At 50.1% G+C, this 14,751-nt stretch carries 13 protein-coding genes and 1 pseudogene; 5 read left to right on the top strand and 9 right to left on the bottom strand.

Features of this window, described 5'->3' with window-relative positions:
* Positions 1-147: 147 nt before the first annotated feature.
* The 6 genes from BUB30_RS13240 to BUB30_RS13215 form a co-directional block, all read right to left on the bottom strand.
* Positions 148-2,529, bottom strand: a complete 2,382-nt coding sequence (locus BUB30_RS13240; protein ID WP_073134334.1) for an ABC transporter permease — start codon at positions 2,527-2,529, stop codon at positions 148-150.
* 154 nt (positions 2,530-2,683) lie between these two features.
* Positions 2,684-3,520 (bottom strand): hypothetical protein, encoded by an 837-nt coding sequence (locus BUB30_RS13235; protein WP_143164890.1) that lies wholly within the window; start codon positions 3,518-3,520, stop codon positions 2,684-2,686.
* Positions 3,517-3,897, bottom strand: a complete 381-nt coding sequence (locus tag BUB30_RS13230) for a hypothetical protein (RefSeq protein ID WP_073134332.1) — start codon at positions 3,895-3,897, stop codon at positions 3,517-3,519. The genes BUB30_RS13235 and BUB30_RS13230 overlap by 4 nt, the downstream gene beginning before the upstream one ends.
* A gap of 172 nt (positions 3,898-4,069) precedes the next feature.
* Complete coding sequence (locus tag BUB30_RS13225; protein ID WP_073134330.1) at positions 4,070-4,687, bottom strand: DUF2589 domain-containing protein; 618 nt, start codon at positions 4,685-4,687, stop codon at positions 4,070-4,072.
* 50 nt (positions 4,688-4,737) lie between these two features.
* A complete protein-coding gene (locus BUB30_RS13220; RefSeq protein WP_073134329.1) occupies positions 4,738-5,508 on the bottom strand; it encodes a DUF2589 domain-containing protein in 771 nt (256 codons plus the stop codon).
* Positions 5,509-5,852: 344 nt separating this feature from the next.
* Positions 5,853-6,203: a hypothetical protein gene (locus BUB30_RS13215; protein ID WP_073134327.1), complete on the bottom strand. Its 351-nt coding sequence runs from the start codon at positions 6,201-6,203 to the stop codon at positions 5,853-5,855.
* 201 nt (positions 6,204-6,404) lie between these two features.
* Between BUB30_RS13215 and BUB30_RS13210 the strand changes: the two genes are divergently transcribed.
* From BUB30_RS13210 to BUB30_RS13200, 4 genes and pseudogenes are all read left to right on the top strand, one after another.
* A complete protein-coding gene (locus BUB30_RS13210; protein ID WP_073134325.1) occupies positions 6,405-7,295 on the top strand; it encodes an SDR family oxidoreductase in 891 nt (296 codons plus the stop codon).
* A 25-nt stretch (positions 7,296-7,320) separates the two neighbouring features.
* Positions 7,321-8,234: pseudogene (locus tag BUB30_RS13205) on the top strand (helix-turn-helix domain-containing protein).
* A gap of 326 nt (positions 8,235-8,560) precedes the next feature.
* Positions 8,561-8,713, top strand: a complete 153-nt coding sequence (locus BUB30_RS35155; protein ID WP_178377097.1) for a hypothetical protein — start codon at positions 8,561-8,563, stop codon at positions 8,711-8,713.
* A 226-nt stretch (positions 8,714-8,939) separates the two neighbouring features.
* Complete coding sequence (locus tag BUB30_RS13200; RefSeq protein ID WP_143164889.1) at positions 8,940-11,915, top strand: CHAT domain-containing protein; 2,976 nt, start codon at positions 8,940-8,942, stop codon at positions 11,913-11,915.
* 5 nt (positions 11,916-11,920) lie between these two features.
* Here the strand turns inward: BUB30_RS13200 and BUB30_RS13195 are convergent, their stop codons facing one another.
* The 3 genes from BUB30_RS13195 to BUB30_RS13185 are packed head-to-tail and all read right to left on the bottom strand — an operon-like array spanning position 11,921 to position 13,901.
* Positions 11,921-12,559 (bottom strand): hypothetical protein, encoded by a 639-nt coding sequence (locus BUB30_RS13195; RefSeq protein ID WP_073134322.1) that lies wholly within the window; start codon positions 12,557-12,559, stop codon positions 11,921-11,923.
* A 30-nt stretch (positions 12,560-12,589) separates the two neighbouring features.
* Positions 12,590-13,333, bottom strand: a complete 744-nt coding sequence (locus tag BUB30_RS13190) for a tetratricopeptide repeat protein (RefSeq protein WP_073134321.1) — start codon at positions 13,331-13,333, stop codon at positions 12,590-12,592.
* Positions 13,323-13,901: an RNA polymerase sigma factor gene (locus BUB30_RS13185; RefSeq protein ID WP_073134319.1), complete on the bottom strand. Its 579-nt coding sequence runs from the start codon at positions 13,899-13,901 to the stop codon at positions 13,323-13,325. Before BUB30_RS13185 ends, BUB30_RS13190 begins: the two co-directional genes overlap by 11 nt.
* 162 nt (positions 13,902-14,063) lie before the next feature.
* On the opposite strand from BUB30_RS13185, the gene BUB30_RS13180 reads away from it, so the two are divergent.
* The gene (locus tag BUB30_RS13180) at positions 14,064-14,579 is read left to right on the top strand and encodes a hypothetical protein (RefSeq protein ID WP_073134317.1); all 516 of its coding nucleotides are present in this window, start codon (positions 14,064-14,066) and stop codon (positions 14,577-14,579) included.
* The last annotated feature ends 172 nt before the right edge of the window (positions 14,580-14,751 follow it).

The following is a 14,751-nucleotide window of genomic DNA, read 5'->3' as shown; positions in this document are numbered from 1 at the left end:
ACACCTGCCGCCGCACACAGGTCCCCGAATATATTCGCCATTCCAGTCCGGAGGCATGTTGCGATATTCTAAAATCATGCCCATGGGGGCAATTTTAGGCCATTTTATTTTTTAACGTTGATTGATGGGCGCGTACATCATCCTGGCCTATTCTCTCAAATTCTCCGCAGGATTTTCCACAGAAGCGCGATAGGTTTGCGGGATGATCAACACCATCCCCAACAACAGCAGGGTGCCAAAACACAACAACAGACTTCCGATTCCCACCGTTACCCGGTTGGCAAAATTCATCAGAAAAAATTCACTTAAGAGGTACCCTAAGGGCAAGGCAATGGCTCCCGCAAGCGCCAGCAACTTCACATAGCCTTTTGAGAGCAAGGAAATAATAGAGCCGATGCGGGCGCCGATTATCCTGCGGATGCTGATTTCTTTCCGACGCGTTTCTACCGTGTACACGACAAGTCCCAACAGACCCAGCGCGGCGATGCACAACGTTGTAAAGGCCAGGAACCCCAACAAAGAGACCGTGGCGCGTTGTGAATGAAGTTCTTCCAGCGTGCTATCCAGCCAGTGGTAAACAAAGGGATGTTGCGGGTAAATGTTTTTCCATGTTTTTTCGAGGTCCCGCAAAGCCGCCGTTTTTTTTGAAGGGAGCACCGCCATGGTCAACAGGGCATAGCCATCAGGCTTGCACCGTATGGCCATCGGCCGGATAGCATTCCCAAGACCTTCGTGGTAAAAGTCCTGCAAGACACCGGCAACCTGCAAGCTGACGCTATCGTCTGCGCGAAGAAATTTTCCGACGGCCTCGCCGCTTGTTTTAAACCCCAGGACTTTTATGGCCGCCTCATTGATCAACACCTGGTCTCCGCTTTGTTCAGCGGTCTCGCTAAAGTTTGATCCGGCCACCAAGGTGAGCCCGAACACGGGTATCACGCCGGCGTCACCAAAGTAGTTGGTGAGCGTCACTTTTTGCGGGCTCTGGCCCTCCACCGCTATCTCAGAAAGAGCACGATAGCCAAAGCCTTGAGAAGTTGCGGCAATTTTTTCCACAGTGCTTTGCGCATCCAGCGATGTTTTGAAGATGGATTGATCTTTTGGATTGATGGGGATGCTGAGGCGATTATCTTTTTGAAAGCCATTGTCGCCGCTGGCTAGAAATGAAAACTGCCGGTAGAATGCATTCAGAAAAATCATCACCAGCAGCGACAATGAAAATTGAAATACCAGCAACGTCTTTCGAAACGTAAGACCGCCCATGATCCGTTGCGACCCCACATTTTGAAGCATCTTTATCGGGCGAAACGACGACAAGATCCACGCGGGCAATGATCCCGCCAGAATTCCCACCACAAAAGCAAACACCAAAAAGCATGCGGCGATCTGCCAATCCAACGCGATGCTGGGCACAAACTCGTATCCATCATTGAACGGCTTAAACTCCAGGATGAAACCGAGCATGACCTGCGCAAAACAAAATGCGCCCAGGGCAATAAGGATCGCCTCCAGGATGTATTGGAAAAAGATCTGCCCACGGCGCGCACCCGCCAACTTGCGTATGCCCACTTCCCGGGTTCGCGACAGCGAACGGGCGATCGATAAATTGGTATAGTTAAAGGTTGCCGACACCAGAATGATCAGGGCGATGCCTACTTCGGTAATGATCTTTCCCCATGAACCGCCGCGGGCGATGTCATTGTTTAGGCGATCCCAGCTTGGCGTGATCGAAGCCACGGACTGAAACATAAACGCAAAGCGTTCCTTTTCATTGGCGTTCTGAGCGACGCTGTTGCCAATTTCTTCTAGAACACGGCGCAACGATGACGCCGTGGCCTGGGGTTGTAACACAGCGTAAGTATAACCCAGTTCAAAGGAATCCCAGGTGTCTGATTTCTTTGGTAAATGCCCAAGCTTTTCCAGTGAAGAGACCGTGGAGGATGAAAGGTAGGCATCAAATTCAAAATGCGACTTGCCGGGAGGTTCATTCAAAACGCCCGTGATCATAAACTCACCCAGATTTTTTAGCGTGATCGTTTTTCCCAGCGGATTGACGTCTCCGAAAATCTTGACCGCCACTTTTTGAGATAGAACGATGCTGTAAGGATAACTCAGCGTGCTATTCGTATTTCCATACAGCAATGAAAATCCGAATACGTCGAAGAAGGAGGGTTGTGTAAAGGCTCCCTGCAAGGGTATTTCCTCTACGCCACCACTCAGGGTCGCGCTTACCGGATACAAACTTGTTGCCGCGGCAATCGTCTGATCGTATGACGTCAGCTCTTCCGCCAGGGGCAGCGGTGTGCTGGCAAGCGTCCAGGAGTCGCCGGGAGTGCTATTGATTTTGGAGAGGATACGGTAGGTCTGCTGAATGTGGGGATGAAAGGTGTCGTAGCGGAAAAAATCGATCGTCCTCACCATGATCATCATGCAAACGGCCATGCTAAGGGACAAGCCAGCGATATTGATAAAGGAAAAGAGCCGGTGCTTCAGGAGATTTCTCCAGGCCATGGTGAGATAATTTCTAAACATAGACGAAGGTTTTGCCAGCAAGGTCAAGAATTAAGCCAATTCTAAATTACGAGATTTCCCTGGCTTGTTGACATAACCTGTATTAGAGAGCGGGCGAATGCGGACAATCCTGGTCATTTGCGATCGCAGGCTCACCGTTTATTTTTTTCTTAATTCAGATTTTAACCTGACTTTTCCGGATCAGTGTATAGGTGAATTTATTTCCCCACTCGGCCAGGTAGATCTTGCAGAGTTTTATGAACTCAGCAAACTCCGTGGGGTTCGCAAAGACCTGGCAGCCGGCAGAATATTTGTCAACCTGTTTGGACTCGTGTGTTTCCGAGGCCCGGTGAATATTTATACCAAACAAACCGGTCTGCGTTTTTTTCGAATCGTAGTCGATCTTGGCGTCTTTGTTCGTGTCGCGGATCACGGTCAACGGAGTGGCCTGCACCAGCGCTTCATACTTTCCCTTGTGTTTGCCAAACAAATGTGAGTCGATGTATTGTCCTTCTTTAAGGATGGCTGTTCCCCTTTGACCCATGGGATTGTTCAGCCAGAACAATCCGGGGTTGGTGGTGATCTTGTACTTGTTCAGCTTCCACAGGTTTTCATACTTCCAGAAGACCCACAGTTCGTCATTGAATTTATTGACCTTCACCTCTTCGTTCCGGAGACCGACGATGTTCAAATTGTAGTTTCTCGTATCATCCTTCCTGACTTTATACTTCAAAGTTTCCATCGCATTGATGATGGCCTTCACGTCGGTGGGCAGTCGCTCAGGTTCTCCGGCGGTTTTTAGAACCTGGGGTTGTGACTTGTCTTTTTCATTGAACGTTTTGTTCAGGTTCTTCACTTCGCCGATGTCGACAATGCCCGCCCGTTGACTGGCTTCGATCAGCGATTCGCCGGGTCGTGTCACGATCTTGTCCTCCAGTCCTTCCAATCCATCGGGCAGACCCTCCGGATAAAGGTATCGCATCATCGCATTTTGAAGCATGGATCGAATCATTTGCGCGGGGTTTTAAGTAGTTCGGCGGTCACCGCATCGGCCGGCCCATAGGTGGCTTTGACGGTTCCATTTTTATTGCGGGTCACATTTATTTTTACCTGCATGGCCAGTTCGTCGGACGGGGAGCAGATCACGTAAGCGTTCGGATGATTGACAAATCCGGGAACCCGTCCCCGCAAAACCTTCCACCCCAGTCGAAGTCGTGGCCAAAAATCCAAGGCCACGGGCTTTACATAAAACGTCAGTGAAAGATCGCTCATGGCGAGATACATGTTCCGCGGCAAGCCATCGCGCAGGTCGTCGTTGATATATTCTCCTTTGGGCAAATGGGTTGAGAACCATTGCCAGGCCTCTATTTGCGCCTGGTGCATGCTCATATCTGCCCGAATAACCTCCTTAAGGATTTGGGAAGCCATTCCCTGAAAGTGAGGCTGTATTTCACTTGTTTTTCCAGCTGTCCCCATGACGCTCTTATTTTTTCTTTGAAGTTCAGCCAGTGATGGAAGATCGGAATTCTTGACGCGAACAACCTGAATCCATCATCTGGCATTATGGGTTTGGGCCCTCTACGGGGGCAGGGGCTGCTTCTTGCTCCGGCGTGTTGATATTGTCAACCAATGCGTTGATAACTTTTAATAGTCCTGGAGGCATGGCCGATTCGCTCACGTGAATCTTAATGTCCAGGCTACCGCCGCGATTGGCCGTGTTTTCGGTTGACCGGGAATGATCGATCGATCCCGACAGGGATGCATTCACGAATTTGCTTAGGATCCCGGTGGTTCCGATCTGCAGCTTAGCGCTTTGTGCGGCCGCGTTTTTATCGGTCACCACCTGGCTGATGTTGTAATTGAAACTGACGCTCAGCGAATCAAAATTCAAACTGGGCACCTTCACCAGGGTGATCAGCGGCACGGTGATCTTCCGGTCCACCAGGACCTCTTTACCGTCCCTGGTCTCTTTGACCTGCATCGTAAACTCGACGGTCGGCATCACGCCGTCTTTGTTCAGCAGACCTTTCACAAACTCCAGGGTGGTTTGCGCGGCCACCTGGTGCGCTTTGATGGTGGTTAACAAGGGTGTGGCAATGACAAATTCCAGGGGAATTTTCTCAAACTCGGCGGGACTGACGTTCAGCGCACTCTCCGCTACTGCATCTTTTTTAGCCATGATGTAAAGGGGTTAAGGGTGAGGGTCTATATTTTTTGTTTTGTGAAGGTCTATGCTTTTGTTTTTTCAGAGTCGCCGGCCAAACCGGTCAGCGAACTGATCAGCTTGTGAAGACCATAGGGCGTTTCCACAGCCCCAACCGTCACATCGATCTTGATGGTTTTCTCCGTTGAATTTCCCGATTCCTGCTGCGGAACGAATTCGCCTTCGATGGTCTTAGGGTCTTCGATCAGGAACCAGGGTCTTTTCGGACTGGCGCCGGTGGCTGACCGGATCGTGGAACTGACCGAATGGATGTCGTCCTTTACTTTCAATTCGAACTTGAAGTTTGCATTGTTGATGGCCAGGGGCTTGATGGGGAGCAACGATAGGTTGGGAATGAAAATGGTACGCTCGTTTCCATCTTGATCAAAATACTCTATCGGCTGCTGATACAACACACCCCACCTGATCTTTAGCTCTTTGAGGCGTTTTGAAATCCTTACGCTCTCTTCTCTGTCCGCGTCAGTTAATTCTGTCTTCGCTTCAAGCGCCAACTTTCTTGCCGACAATTCCTCTATTTCCTTATTGCCTTTTTTTTCATCATCAATCTGCTGGAGGATCTCTTTGTTTTTCTCGCGGTCCTCGTTTAACAACGCGAGATCCTCGTCCGTATATTTATGCCGGAACCCCATTTGAAGGAAGAAGTTTAGAAACGCGCGGGACGCATGGATCTGAGCTTCGAAAATGGAACTCAAGGGAGCCAATAATGCCTCCGACAATGAAATCGAGCTGGAGCCTTTAGGTTCGGTCGGTTCATCGGGTTCTTTTGATTTAGCCATAATATTAGCGACTTATATTCGTCCGGAGAGAAGAGTGCTGATTTGGCCCGATCATCTTTCACAATACGCCCAACCCATTTCATTTTACGCCTCACGCGTTTCAGGGACCAAATCAAAAAGGAAAGCGAAAGCCCACCTGCTCACCACGATACTTTTTTAACAAGTAGGTCGATGAGTAGATGGGCTCTCTCTTGAATGAATGTAGAAAACAGTATGCACTTTTGCAATACCGAGGAGGGTAAATTTCGCGGTAGATAAGTGGTCAGACGGAAATCCGGGATGCGGATGCTTTACTTTGAGGGTTCAAACGCACAAGTCAAAACGTTGTTATACGCTCTGCCGGTCTACACCTTGTCGAGGTGATCCACCGCTTCAAACCGATGGTCATGCGCAAGCAGGTCACTAATTTTTTTTACACACTGCTGATTTTCATCCGCCCAAGCGAAAGCAAAACCCCAGATATCTTTTGAAAGTGAAAAATTCCCAAGATCCGAATTGACGTTAACTTGTATCTCATCATTCATCCAAAGGTCGAGTGTGCTTTCAAGTTTTGGATTAAAACTTTTGAGCGCATCCAAAAAGTCGGGCAGAAATTCTTCTCGTTCTGCGCCGGTAATAAATTCGATCAGCATTTTATCTGAGCCGTATGCCGGCCGAAAGGAAAACTTATACCGGGTGCTGCTCAGCAAAGACATAGTGTCATTTAGTATAGAATGTCTATCTCCACCTTTACGGTGCCTGTGATTGCTCCGTGGGCTGCGCCTGTTGCTGCACCGAACTGAACCGCCGCACACACTCAAAGATCAAACCCCGTTTTGGCAAAACCAAAAGTAGATTTGGATAAATCGCTTTGCCGGGCGTGAGCGAATTTTGTTTCATCAAAAAACATGAAACATATGAAAGTATTTGTTACAGGAGCCACCGGCTTCATTGGCACGGCGCTCGTTCAGGAATTGACAAAAGCAGGTCACCGCGTTTTAGGGCTTGCCCGTTCTGCGGCTTCGATTGAAAAACTTAAAGCCGCCGGCGCCGAAGTTCAACAGGGCGACCTGGAAGACCTGGATAGTTTGCGCGCCGGAGCGGCAGCAGCCGACGGGGTGATCCATGCCGGGTTTGTACATGATTTCACGCGCTTTGCAGAAGTATGTCAGATTGATAAGGTGGCGATAGAGACCATGGGCTCAGTACTGGCCGGTTCCAATCGCCCGTTTATCGTCACGTCGGGCACGGCCATGGTCAACCAGGGTATTATGGCGACCGAAGATATGGCCAACGAGCATGATGCCACCCTGTCTCCGCGTGTCTCAGAATCTTCGTTGGATCCATTTACATCGCAGGGCGTGCGCACAGCCGTTGTACGATTGGCGCCATCCGTTCATGGCGAAGGTGACCACCGCGGTTTCATACCGACAATGATCAACATTGCCCGGCAAAAAGGCGTTGTCGCTTATGTTGGCGAGGGCCTCAATCGCTGGAACGCGGTACACCGCCTGGATGCTGTGCATTTGTATCGACTGGCTTTAGAGAAGGGCGAAACCGGAATGAAATATCATGCCGTGGGCGATGAGGGCATCACACTAAAAGCCATCTCTGAAGTGATCGGCCGGCAGTTGAACCTCCCGGTGAGATCCATCACTCCGGAAGAAGCGCCAGCACACTTTGGCTGGTTTGGCATGATGGCCTCCCTGGATTGTCCGGCTTCTAGTAAGCTCACCCAAAAACGTTTGAATTGGAAAACGGTGCACCCCACTTTATCGGACGACCTTGCCAACGGTATCTACTTTTAAATGATTACACTTACCTTGTAGTGCCATGACAAAACAACTCATCCGTTTCAAAACCATCAGCGAATTTCACCGGCTCGCGAATCTGCCCAAGCCGCAGCATCCGCTCATCACGCTGGTCGATCTGAAGATGATGGGGCAACCGCGGGAAGGGACGTATAGCAGGGTTTATGATTTTTATTCCATCTCCCTAAAAAAAACTTCCACCTCCCGATGCTCTATGGACAGCAACCCCACGACTTTGATGATGGCGTCCTCCACTTCATGGCCCCAGGACAGGTGATCACCGTGACGATCAACAAAGACTTGGTACACGATCCTTCCGGATGGATGATCTTATTCCATCCGGATCTATTGTGGAACACGCCGCTCGCAAAAACGATCAAACAATATGAATATTTCGACTATGCCGCCAACGAAGCCCTGCACCTTTCCGACAGAGAGGAGGCGATGATCAGTGGCATTGCAAAAAATATAGAACACGAATACCAGGCCAACATCGACAAGTTTAGCCTGCCGGTGATCATTGCCCAACTGGAGCTGCTCTTGACCTATGCCGACCGGTTCTATCAACGCCAGTTCATCACCCGCAAGGTGGCCAACCATGAAATACTCACTAGAATGGAAACCTTGCTCGACGACTATTTTGCGAGCGGTTCTTTGATCAAAGAAGGTCTACCTACAGTTGCTTACATAGCCGATGCCCTGCACGTATCTCCCAACTACTTAAGTGGCCTGCTCAAAAACCTCACCGGCCAGAGCACCCAGCAGCACCTGCATGACAAACTGATCGGGCTGGCGAAAGAGAAGTTATCGACTACGACACTGTCGGTTAGTGAGATTGCCTATGAATTGGGGTTCGAGCATCTGGCGTCGTTTAGTAAATTGTTTAAGACCAAGACAAATCTGTCGCCTTTGGAGTTTAGGCAGTCATTCAATTGATCGGCGCTGCTTCCGGCCGGAGTCTTTTCATGCGAAAACAAAAGAGCCCGCGCGATGACCGGGGCCACACCAATCGACTTGTGTTCGAACATTTATCGACCATTGATTCAATGTGCCACCTGAATACAGGCAGATCCCCTTTGACTTCGTTTTAATTCGCGCTATCTTAGAAATGTAATTTTATTGCGCCCGGAAGATTTCACCGATTGTTCCGGGGCCTGGAGCCAAATCTTTTATTCAATCGACTTAGAGATCATCATACTTGGGGGTTTCCGAAAACCCATTTAACAGAGTAGGAATGTGCGACATTTCAAACAAAAAATCCTATGAAAAAAACGTCTGCCGCAAAAAAAGTGACGGCAAAAAAAACTGCTGCCAAGAAGGCCGCCAAGAAAAGAGTTGTAAAAAAAGCCGGTAAACTATTGAAGAGCGACGCTCCTGGCGGAGATCCAAAATTGCCAAGAAAAGCAAATATATAATGGCGAAAGCGGCCTTGCCGGGCAATCCGAATAGCCGAAGTAACGTTACCAGACAGCCGACATGCGTTACCTCGCAGCACATACAACGTCTATCCATTGTTTCCATTGGGCGCAAAGAATGTCAAACCGGCACACCCTGCGTGCGCAGGGCGGATGGGCGTGTATGTACGGCAGATTATCATCGGGAAATACATGATTGTAGGGCGTTATCCCTATCTTCAAGGATGTGAAAGCTTTTGTTAGATCCCTTTTTGGCGTTATTTTTTTACTATTGCCCGGGCTGACGTGTGCTCAATCGCCCGATCCCTATTACCAGAAGGCAGGCACCATGGTCCGGCGCAACCCGCGTGGCGCGTTTGCCAGCTACATGAAGTCACTTGAGCTGGCCCGGAAAAATAAGGACTGGCAGCAATATACACTCACCCTAAACCGGCTGGGTTTCCTGAACAGTTATTGGGCCCCCGAAGAAACAGCTGTTATTTTCACTAACCTCAAAGAAGGCGTCACCTTGCTGAAAGACGCCAAAGCCGATTCGAGCCTGGCCGTGTTTGAATACAATGTCGCCGATTTCTACGACGACAACACCAATGAAATACAAGCGCCCATGATGCACCTGCAAAGGGCCTTTGCCCTCTGGCAATCCCTGGGCGTAACCGAAAACAGGTCGTTGGCCGACTGTTATCATGTGTTGGGTGACCTGTATAAATTTAAAGTGTACGATTTTCAGGCGGCCGAGAGCAACTATGAAAAGGCGCTGCAGATACGCGAGCATATCGGCGTGACGGATGCCAAGCTGTTGATGACCACCTACTACAACCTGGCTGCGACCAATCGTTCGCAGCACGAGTACGAAAAGGCGTTGGCCTATGGCGAAAAGGCGTTGGCCATGACCTCACAAATTAAATCCCGGGAATTTGCCGAATTGGCGAACGATATGTTAGGTAACATCTATCGCGACATGAACCAATCGGCGATGGCAAAGAAACATTATCTCGCCGCCATCAGCATCAATAAAGACAGCGGCGACAAAGGCAACATGGCCCACCACTATGCGGGCCTGGGCGAGTTGGCCATGAACGATACGTTATACAGCGAAGCATTGATGTATCTCGAAAAAGCCGAAGCCATCTACCGCCGCACCCAGGCCGACCGCTTTATGCTGACCTACGTGTTGCAGATCAAGTGCGACTTGCTGGCGACGATGAACGATTTAACGAACTATCGCAAAACGTTTAAGGCCATGCTCACCGAGCTGAAGACCCTTAAATTGATGAAGTCGCGCTCGGCGGCCTACGGCTACCTGAGCATTGCCATGTTTTACGGGAAGATCAAGCGATACGATTCATCGTTGTACTTTTTCCAGAAAGGACTGCAAATCAGCGCGCCCGGTTTCAATTCCCTCAATCCGGCCGACAACCCTTCGCAAGAGATGTTTGGTGTAAACTATGCCGACTATCGTCTACCCCTCGAAAAAGGCATCGTGCTGAAGACGCTCTTCTTCGAAACGCGCGACAGAAAATATTTCGACCAGTCCCTTCAAAGTCTGTTCCTCGCCGAAAAACTATTGTCGCTCGAACGAAACACCTTCGACATGGAAGATTCCAAATGGAAATTTCTCGAATCAAACTACGGGGTGTACGAGGCGATTATCTCGCTGCTCTACCGGGGCGCACAACTGTATGACGATCCTAACCTGGTGCAGCAGGCCTTTCAATACTTCGAACAAAGCAAAGTGCGATCGCTGGCCGATGCGCTGACGGACGCCGAACTCACCCGTCACATTAGCCGCGAGGATAGCTTGCTGCGCAGGCATGCCGACCTGAAACGCAAACTCTTTGAAGCCCAGGACAACCTGAGCCAGGCCACTAACCAGGGAACGGCTATAAAAAGCATAGGCGAACTCCGCGGCGAGATCGTGAAATACGATCGTGAAATTCAGAACTGCAAAGACGCCATCGAGCAAAAATATCCCGGCTACTTCAATGTGCGCTACGGTTATCAAACACCATCCTTGACGAGCGTACAACAATTTGTGCGCGACCATCACCGGGTGCTGTTGGAATACTTTTGCGGAAGCGAATCGGTTTACGCCCTGTGCATTTTGCCGGACAAGGTTCTGTTCAAAAGACTGGGCTCGGCCGACAGCCTCCGCGTCGGCGCAAGCCAACTGCTCACCACATTCAATGAACACTCCAGCCTCGATAAAGCATCCTACGATCGTTTTTCACAAAGTGCCCATACGCTGTACAACAAACTTGTGCGGCCCTTTCGCGAGCAATTGACAAATCAGTCGACGTTGCAAATTATACCCGACGGCATCATCAGCCAGGTTCCCTTTGAAGTATTGCTGACACAGCCCGCCACCTCGACCCGGGTGAACTACCGGGCGTTGTCCTACCTGATCAAAGATTTCACCATTGGCTATTCCTACTCGTCGTCCATGCTCGGGCATGCGCTCATCCCAGCCCTGCGCACACCTTCCGTGCTGGCCTTTGGGTTCACCGGCGGCCAACGATGGCGCGCACCCGATCCACAACTGGAGGAAATAGAAGGCACCGAAATGGAACTCGCTGTGTTGGGCAATATTTTCAAAACGGGGAAATTCATGGAAGGTGAAGATGCTACGGAAGTAAATTTCAAAGCGATGGCACCCGACTTCGACATTATCCACCTGGCGGTGCACGGGCAAGGCGATGTGAAAAAAGATTTTGCAGCCAGCCTGTATTTCCGAAAAAAATACGATTCACTCGAAGATGGCGTGCTGCACGCCTATGAACTCTACGGTCTGAAACTGAAGGCGCGTCTCGCCGTGCTCACCTCGTGCGAGGCCGGCCTGGGGAAAGATTTTAAAGGCGAGGGCATGCTGAGCATGGCCAGTGCCTTCACCCTTTCGGGATGTGAAAATATTTTGATGAGCCTCTGGAAAGTGAACGACCAAGCTTCCATCGGGCTGATGGACGATTTTTATAAATTCCTGACCCGGGGCGAAAACATCGACAACGCCCTGCGCGACGCCAAACTAAAATACCTCGAAGCCGCCGACGAGATCACAGCCGACCCCATAGCGTGGGCGCCCATGGTGGCCTACGGCGACCTGGAACAAATATTTCCCCAAAAAAACAGCAGGACAACCTGGAGCCTCGTGGGAATTGCCGCGGTGCTGCTGATTGCCCTGCTGGTGTTTTTGAGGCGAAGAAAATAGACGGCCTACTTCGGAAGTTTTTTGTCGCCATTCACGGCCGTGCGTTGTTCGACCGTCATCCGGGCCGCGCTTAGGCGGGTGTAGGTGACACGGCTCACAGTCGATTCGCGAGACCAGTAGGGTGTATCTTTTTTCATAAGCGTCTCCAGGTGTTTTTCGATGAGTGATTCGCCCTCGGGATCGGGAATATCAATGTCGACGTCAGGGTTCTTCGATTTTTTTTGCGCCTTGCTAAGTTTTTCTTTTTTCTCCCTGCGCTTTTCATATACCTCCATCACCTTCTCGTAGCCGGGAGGTTCGCGGTCAGGCTTTTCGGCGTTCGCGTTGTGATAACTTTTCAGCATGGCGCCGTGGCCCACGTCGTAGTACACAAATTCCAATACTTTGGGAAGCACTTTGTTGGAAACAAAATTGAGAATGCTTCGAACGCCCCTCCCGCTAAAATTGGGATTGTCGCGGTTGCGTTCGGTGGTAAATTCAGGAACAAAGTCCAGCAGGATCTTGATTTTGAAATCGGGGTGGTCCGGGGCTACGTCGGTGGCAATGACCTGCATCGTGAAGGCGATGGGCGGTGTGGGGTGCGGATCCTTTTTGTTGGCATAGAAATCTTCTACCGATTTTGGGATAAAGTTGTCGGGATACATACGTTGAAGGGTTTTAAGGTTATGAAAAGTTTAGTTCACTTTTTCGAACAACTCCTTTGCTTTCGAGGCATATGAAATTTCGGTTGCACCCAACTCCTTCAACATAATTTTCGCGCGTTCCACATCACCCTGTTTCAGATAGCAAAGGCTCAAATACCATTTGGCCTGTAGATCGAGATCGTCGTAGTTTTTTATGAGCGCATTAAAGTTTTCTTCGGCTTCCGGCACATGCCCCAACGACAGGTTGGCATTGCCCAGCAGGAGGAGCAGACCCGGCTCCGGATGGTCATGGTAGGCTTGTTTCAGCCCGCGGGCTGCGGTTTCATAGTCGCCGAGTTCGTAAGCCCGGAGGGCCTGGCGGCGCTGGGTTGTCTCGCGGACACTCCGCACGCCCGGTTCGAACATGTTGGGGTAAGGCTTAAAGTAGGCTTGAAATAATTTGTCGGAATCTTTGGGCACAGCCAACCATACGAACAAGGCCACCAGGACGCCGACAACCGCGGCGGCGACCAGGTAGGGCCAGTAGCGCAAAGAAAGGGTAGGGGCCCTATGAATATCTTGCGACAGGTGGCGCTCCATCTTTTTAAGATAGCGAAGTTTGTCGTGCTGTCCTTGGTAACGAATGACCAGGATGAGCAGTTGTTCCCGCTCGAACAACGCTCTGAATGAATCGTCTGTTTCCACACGACGCGTCACTTCCTGCATATCCGCATCGTCGAGATCGGCGTCGAAGTATCGTTCCACGAGCGTCATGTCGCTTTCGTCAGTATACATGGTTGATAGTATTTTGAGTTCTTGATCGTTCCTCTTCGAACAGCTTGCGCAGGCGGGCCATGCACTTGCATTTTTGATTTTTGGCGGTTTCCGGATTTTTGAATTGCAAAGCCTCGCTTATTTCCACCATGCTCTTCTTTTCATAATAGAACATTTCGATCAGCCGCTGGCAGGGCTGACCCAATTTTCCCAGGGCAATGCCGGCAATGTCGAAAGCGCGTTCGTCGGGTGCGTGGGCTTGGTCTTCCACCAGGTATTCTTTGAGCCACTTCTCCTGATTGATGGGTGTGTATCGTTTCTCCTTCCGGAGAACGTCTCTCACAACATTTTTTCCGATGCCGAAGAGATACGTCTTGACGCTGCTCACCAGGTTTTCGAGTTTCCCTTGCTTGATGTTGTCGTAGAAGATGAGGATGGTGAGTTGATAGATGTCTTTGCTGTCGTCGTCGGAACAATGATATTCTTTGGTTATCCACCGGAGAAATTCTTCGCGGTATTCCGCGTAGACTAAACCCAGTTCGTTTTGTCCACCGGAACGAATTTTCGATATGATATCATTGTGCGTCATGGTAGCGGGATTAATGTAAAAGATAGAATCCGGTAACCCGCTAAGGGCGACTTTCCAAAAGGCTCCAAATAGATTGTTTACTAAGGTAATCTTTTTAGATGAAAACTGGTACGTTACCTTTTTGATTACCCTCCATAAAGGGCATAACAAAAAAACAACACCATGAAAACCCTCTTCCTCGCCTCCGCTTTCGTATTGGTAAGCTTCGGCATCTTGTGTGCACAAGACATGCAAGTTTCAACATCGATCGCTCAAGCCCTTCAGCGCAATTTTGCTGGAGCTTCCCAGATCCGCTGGGAAAAAACCGGTCCACTCTACCTGGCACAGTTCCAGTACAACAACGGGTTCTGGCTTGCCTACTTTGACGATCAAGGCACACTGGCCGCCAGTGGCCGCAAGATCGACAGCATCGAACAACTGCCTGTAGCCGTGAAGCGCGGCTTCACACAGCTGCAGCAAAAACAGGAACGCAAGTACGGCTCCTTTGAAGTAGGCGCGCCCTATGAGCTGGTGATTGAAAATGGAACCACGCAGTATTTCCTGCCCATCGAAAACAGCCACGTCGCGATCATGGCCATCTCCGATGCATCGGGCAATGCCCAGGTTCGCACCAAGACCGAAAGAACCGGTCACACCAAGCCCGCTGCCGACATGGTGGCGTCAACGATTCGCCATTGAGCGATGTGCAAAAAAATAGTTTGGGTTCTATAAGCGTGTGGCTTGGTGACGGGCTGCACGCTTCTTTTGAGGGAGCTGAAAAAATGATTGTTTCTGGAGTTTCTGGGGTTATTGACCACAACACTATCGGTGAGAAATTGCCAATGCATTAGGGTTCGAGCATCTGGCGTCG

The organism is Chryseolinea serpens (assembly GCF_900129725.1).
Taxonomy (GTDB): domain Bacteria; phylum Bacteroidota; class Bacteroidia; order Cytophagales; family Cyclobacteriaceae; genus Chryseolinea; species Chryseolinea serpens.
Note: the sequence above shows the minus strand (reverse complement) of the source record. Positions and strands in the feature narration are given on the sequence as shown.

Coding starts and splice junctions, on each gene's coding strand:
- BUB30_RS13240 (WP_073134334.1), bottom strand. CDS start 2,529: ATGTTTAGAAATTATCTCACCATGGCCTGGAGAAATCTCCTGAAGCAC.
- BUB30_RS13235 (WP_143164890.1), bottom strand. CDS start 3,520: ATGATTCGATCCATGCTTCAAAATGCGATGATGCGATACCTTTATCCG.
- BUB30_RS13230 (WP_073134332.1), bottom strand. CDS start 3,897: ATGAGCATGCACCAGGCGCAAATAGAGGCCTGGCAATGGTTCTCAACC.
- BUB30_RS13225 (WP_073134330.1), bottom strand. CDS start 4,687: ATGGCTAAAAAAGATGCAGTAGCGGAGAGTGCGCTGAACGTCAGTCCC.
- BUB30_RS13220 (WP_073134329.1), bottom strand. CDS start 5,508: ATGGCTAAATCAAAAGAACCCGATGAACCGACCGAACCTAAAGGCTCC.
- BUB30_RS13215 (WP_073134327.1), bottom strand. CDS start 6,203: ATGTCTTTGCTGAGCAGCACCCGGTATAAGTTTTCCTTTCGGCCGGCA.
- BUB30_RS13210 (WP_073134325.1), top strand. CDS start 6,405: ATGAAAGTATTTGTTACAGGAGCCACCGGCTTCATTGGCACGGCGCTC.
- BUB30_RS35155 (WP_178377097.1), top strand. CDS start 8,561: ATGAAAAAAACGTCTGCCGCAAAAAAAGTGACGGCAAAAAAAACTGCT.
- BUB30_RS13195 (WP_073134322.1), bottom strand. CDS start 12,559: ATGTATCCCGACAACTTTATCCCAAAATCGGTAGAAGATTTCTATGCC.
- BUB30_RS13190 (WP_073134321.1), bottom strand. CDS start 13,333: ATGTATACTGACGAAAGCGACATGACGCTCGTGGAACGATACTTCGAC.
- BUB30_RS13185 (WP_073134319.1), bottom strand. CDS start 13,901: ATGACGCACAATGATATCATATCGAAAATTCGTTCCGGTGGACAAAAC.
- BUB30_RS13180 (WP_073134317.1), top strand. CDS start 14,064: ATGAAAACCCTCTTCCTCGCCTCCGCTTTCGTATTGGTAAGCTTCGGC.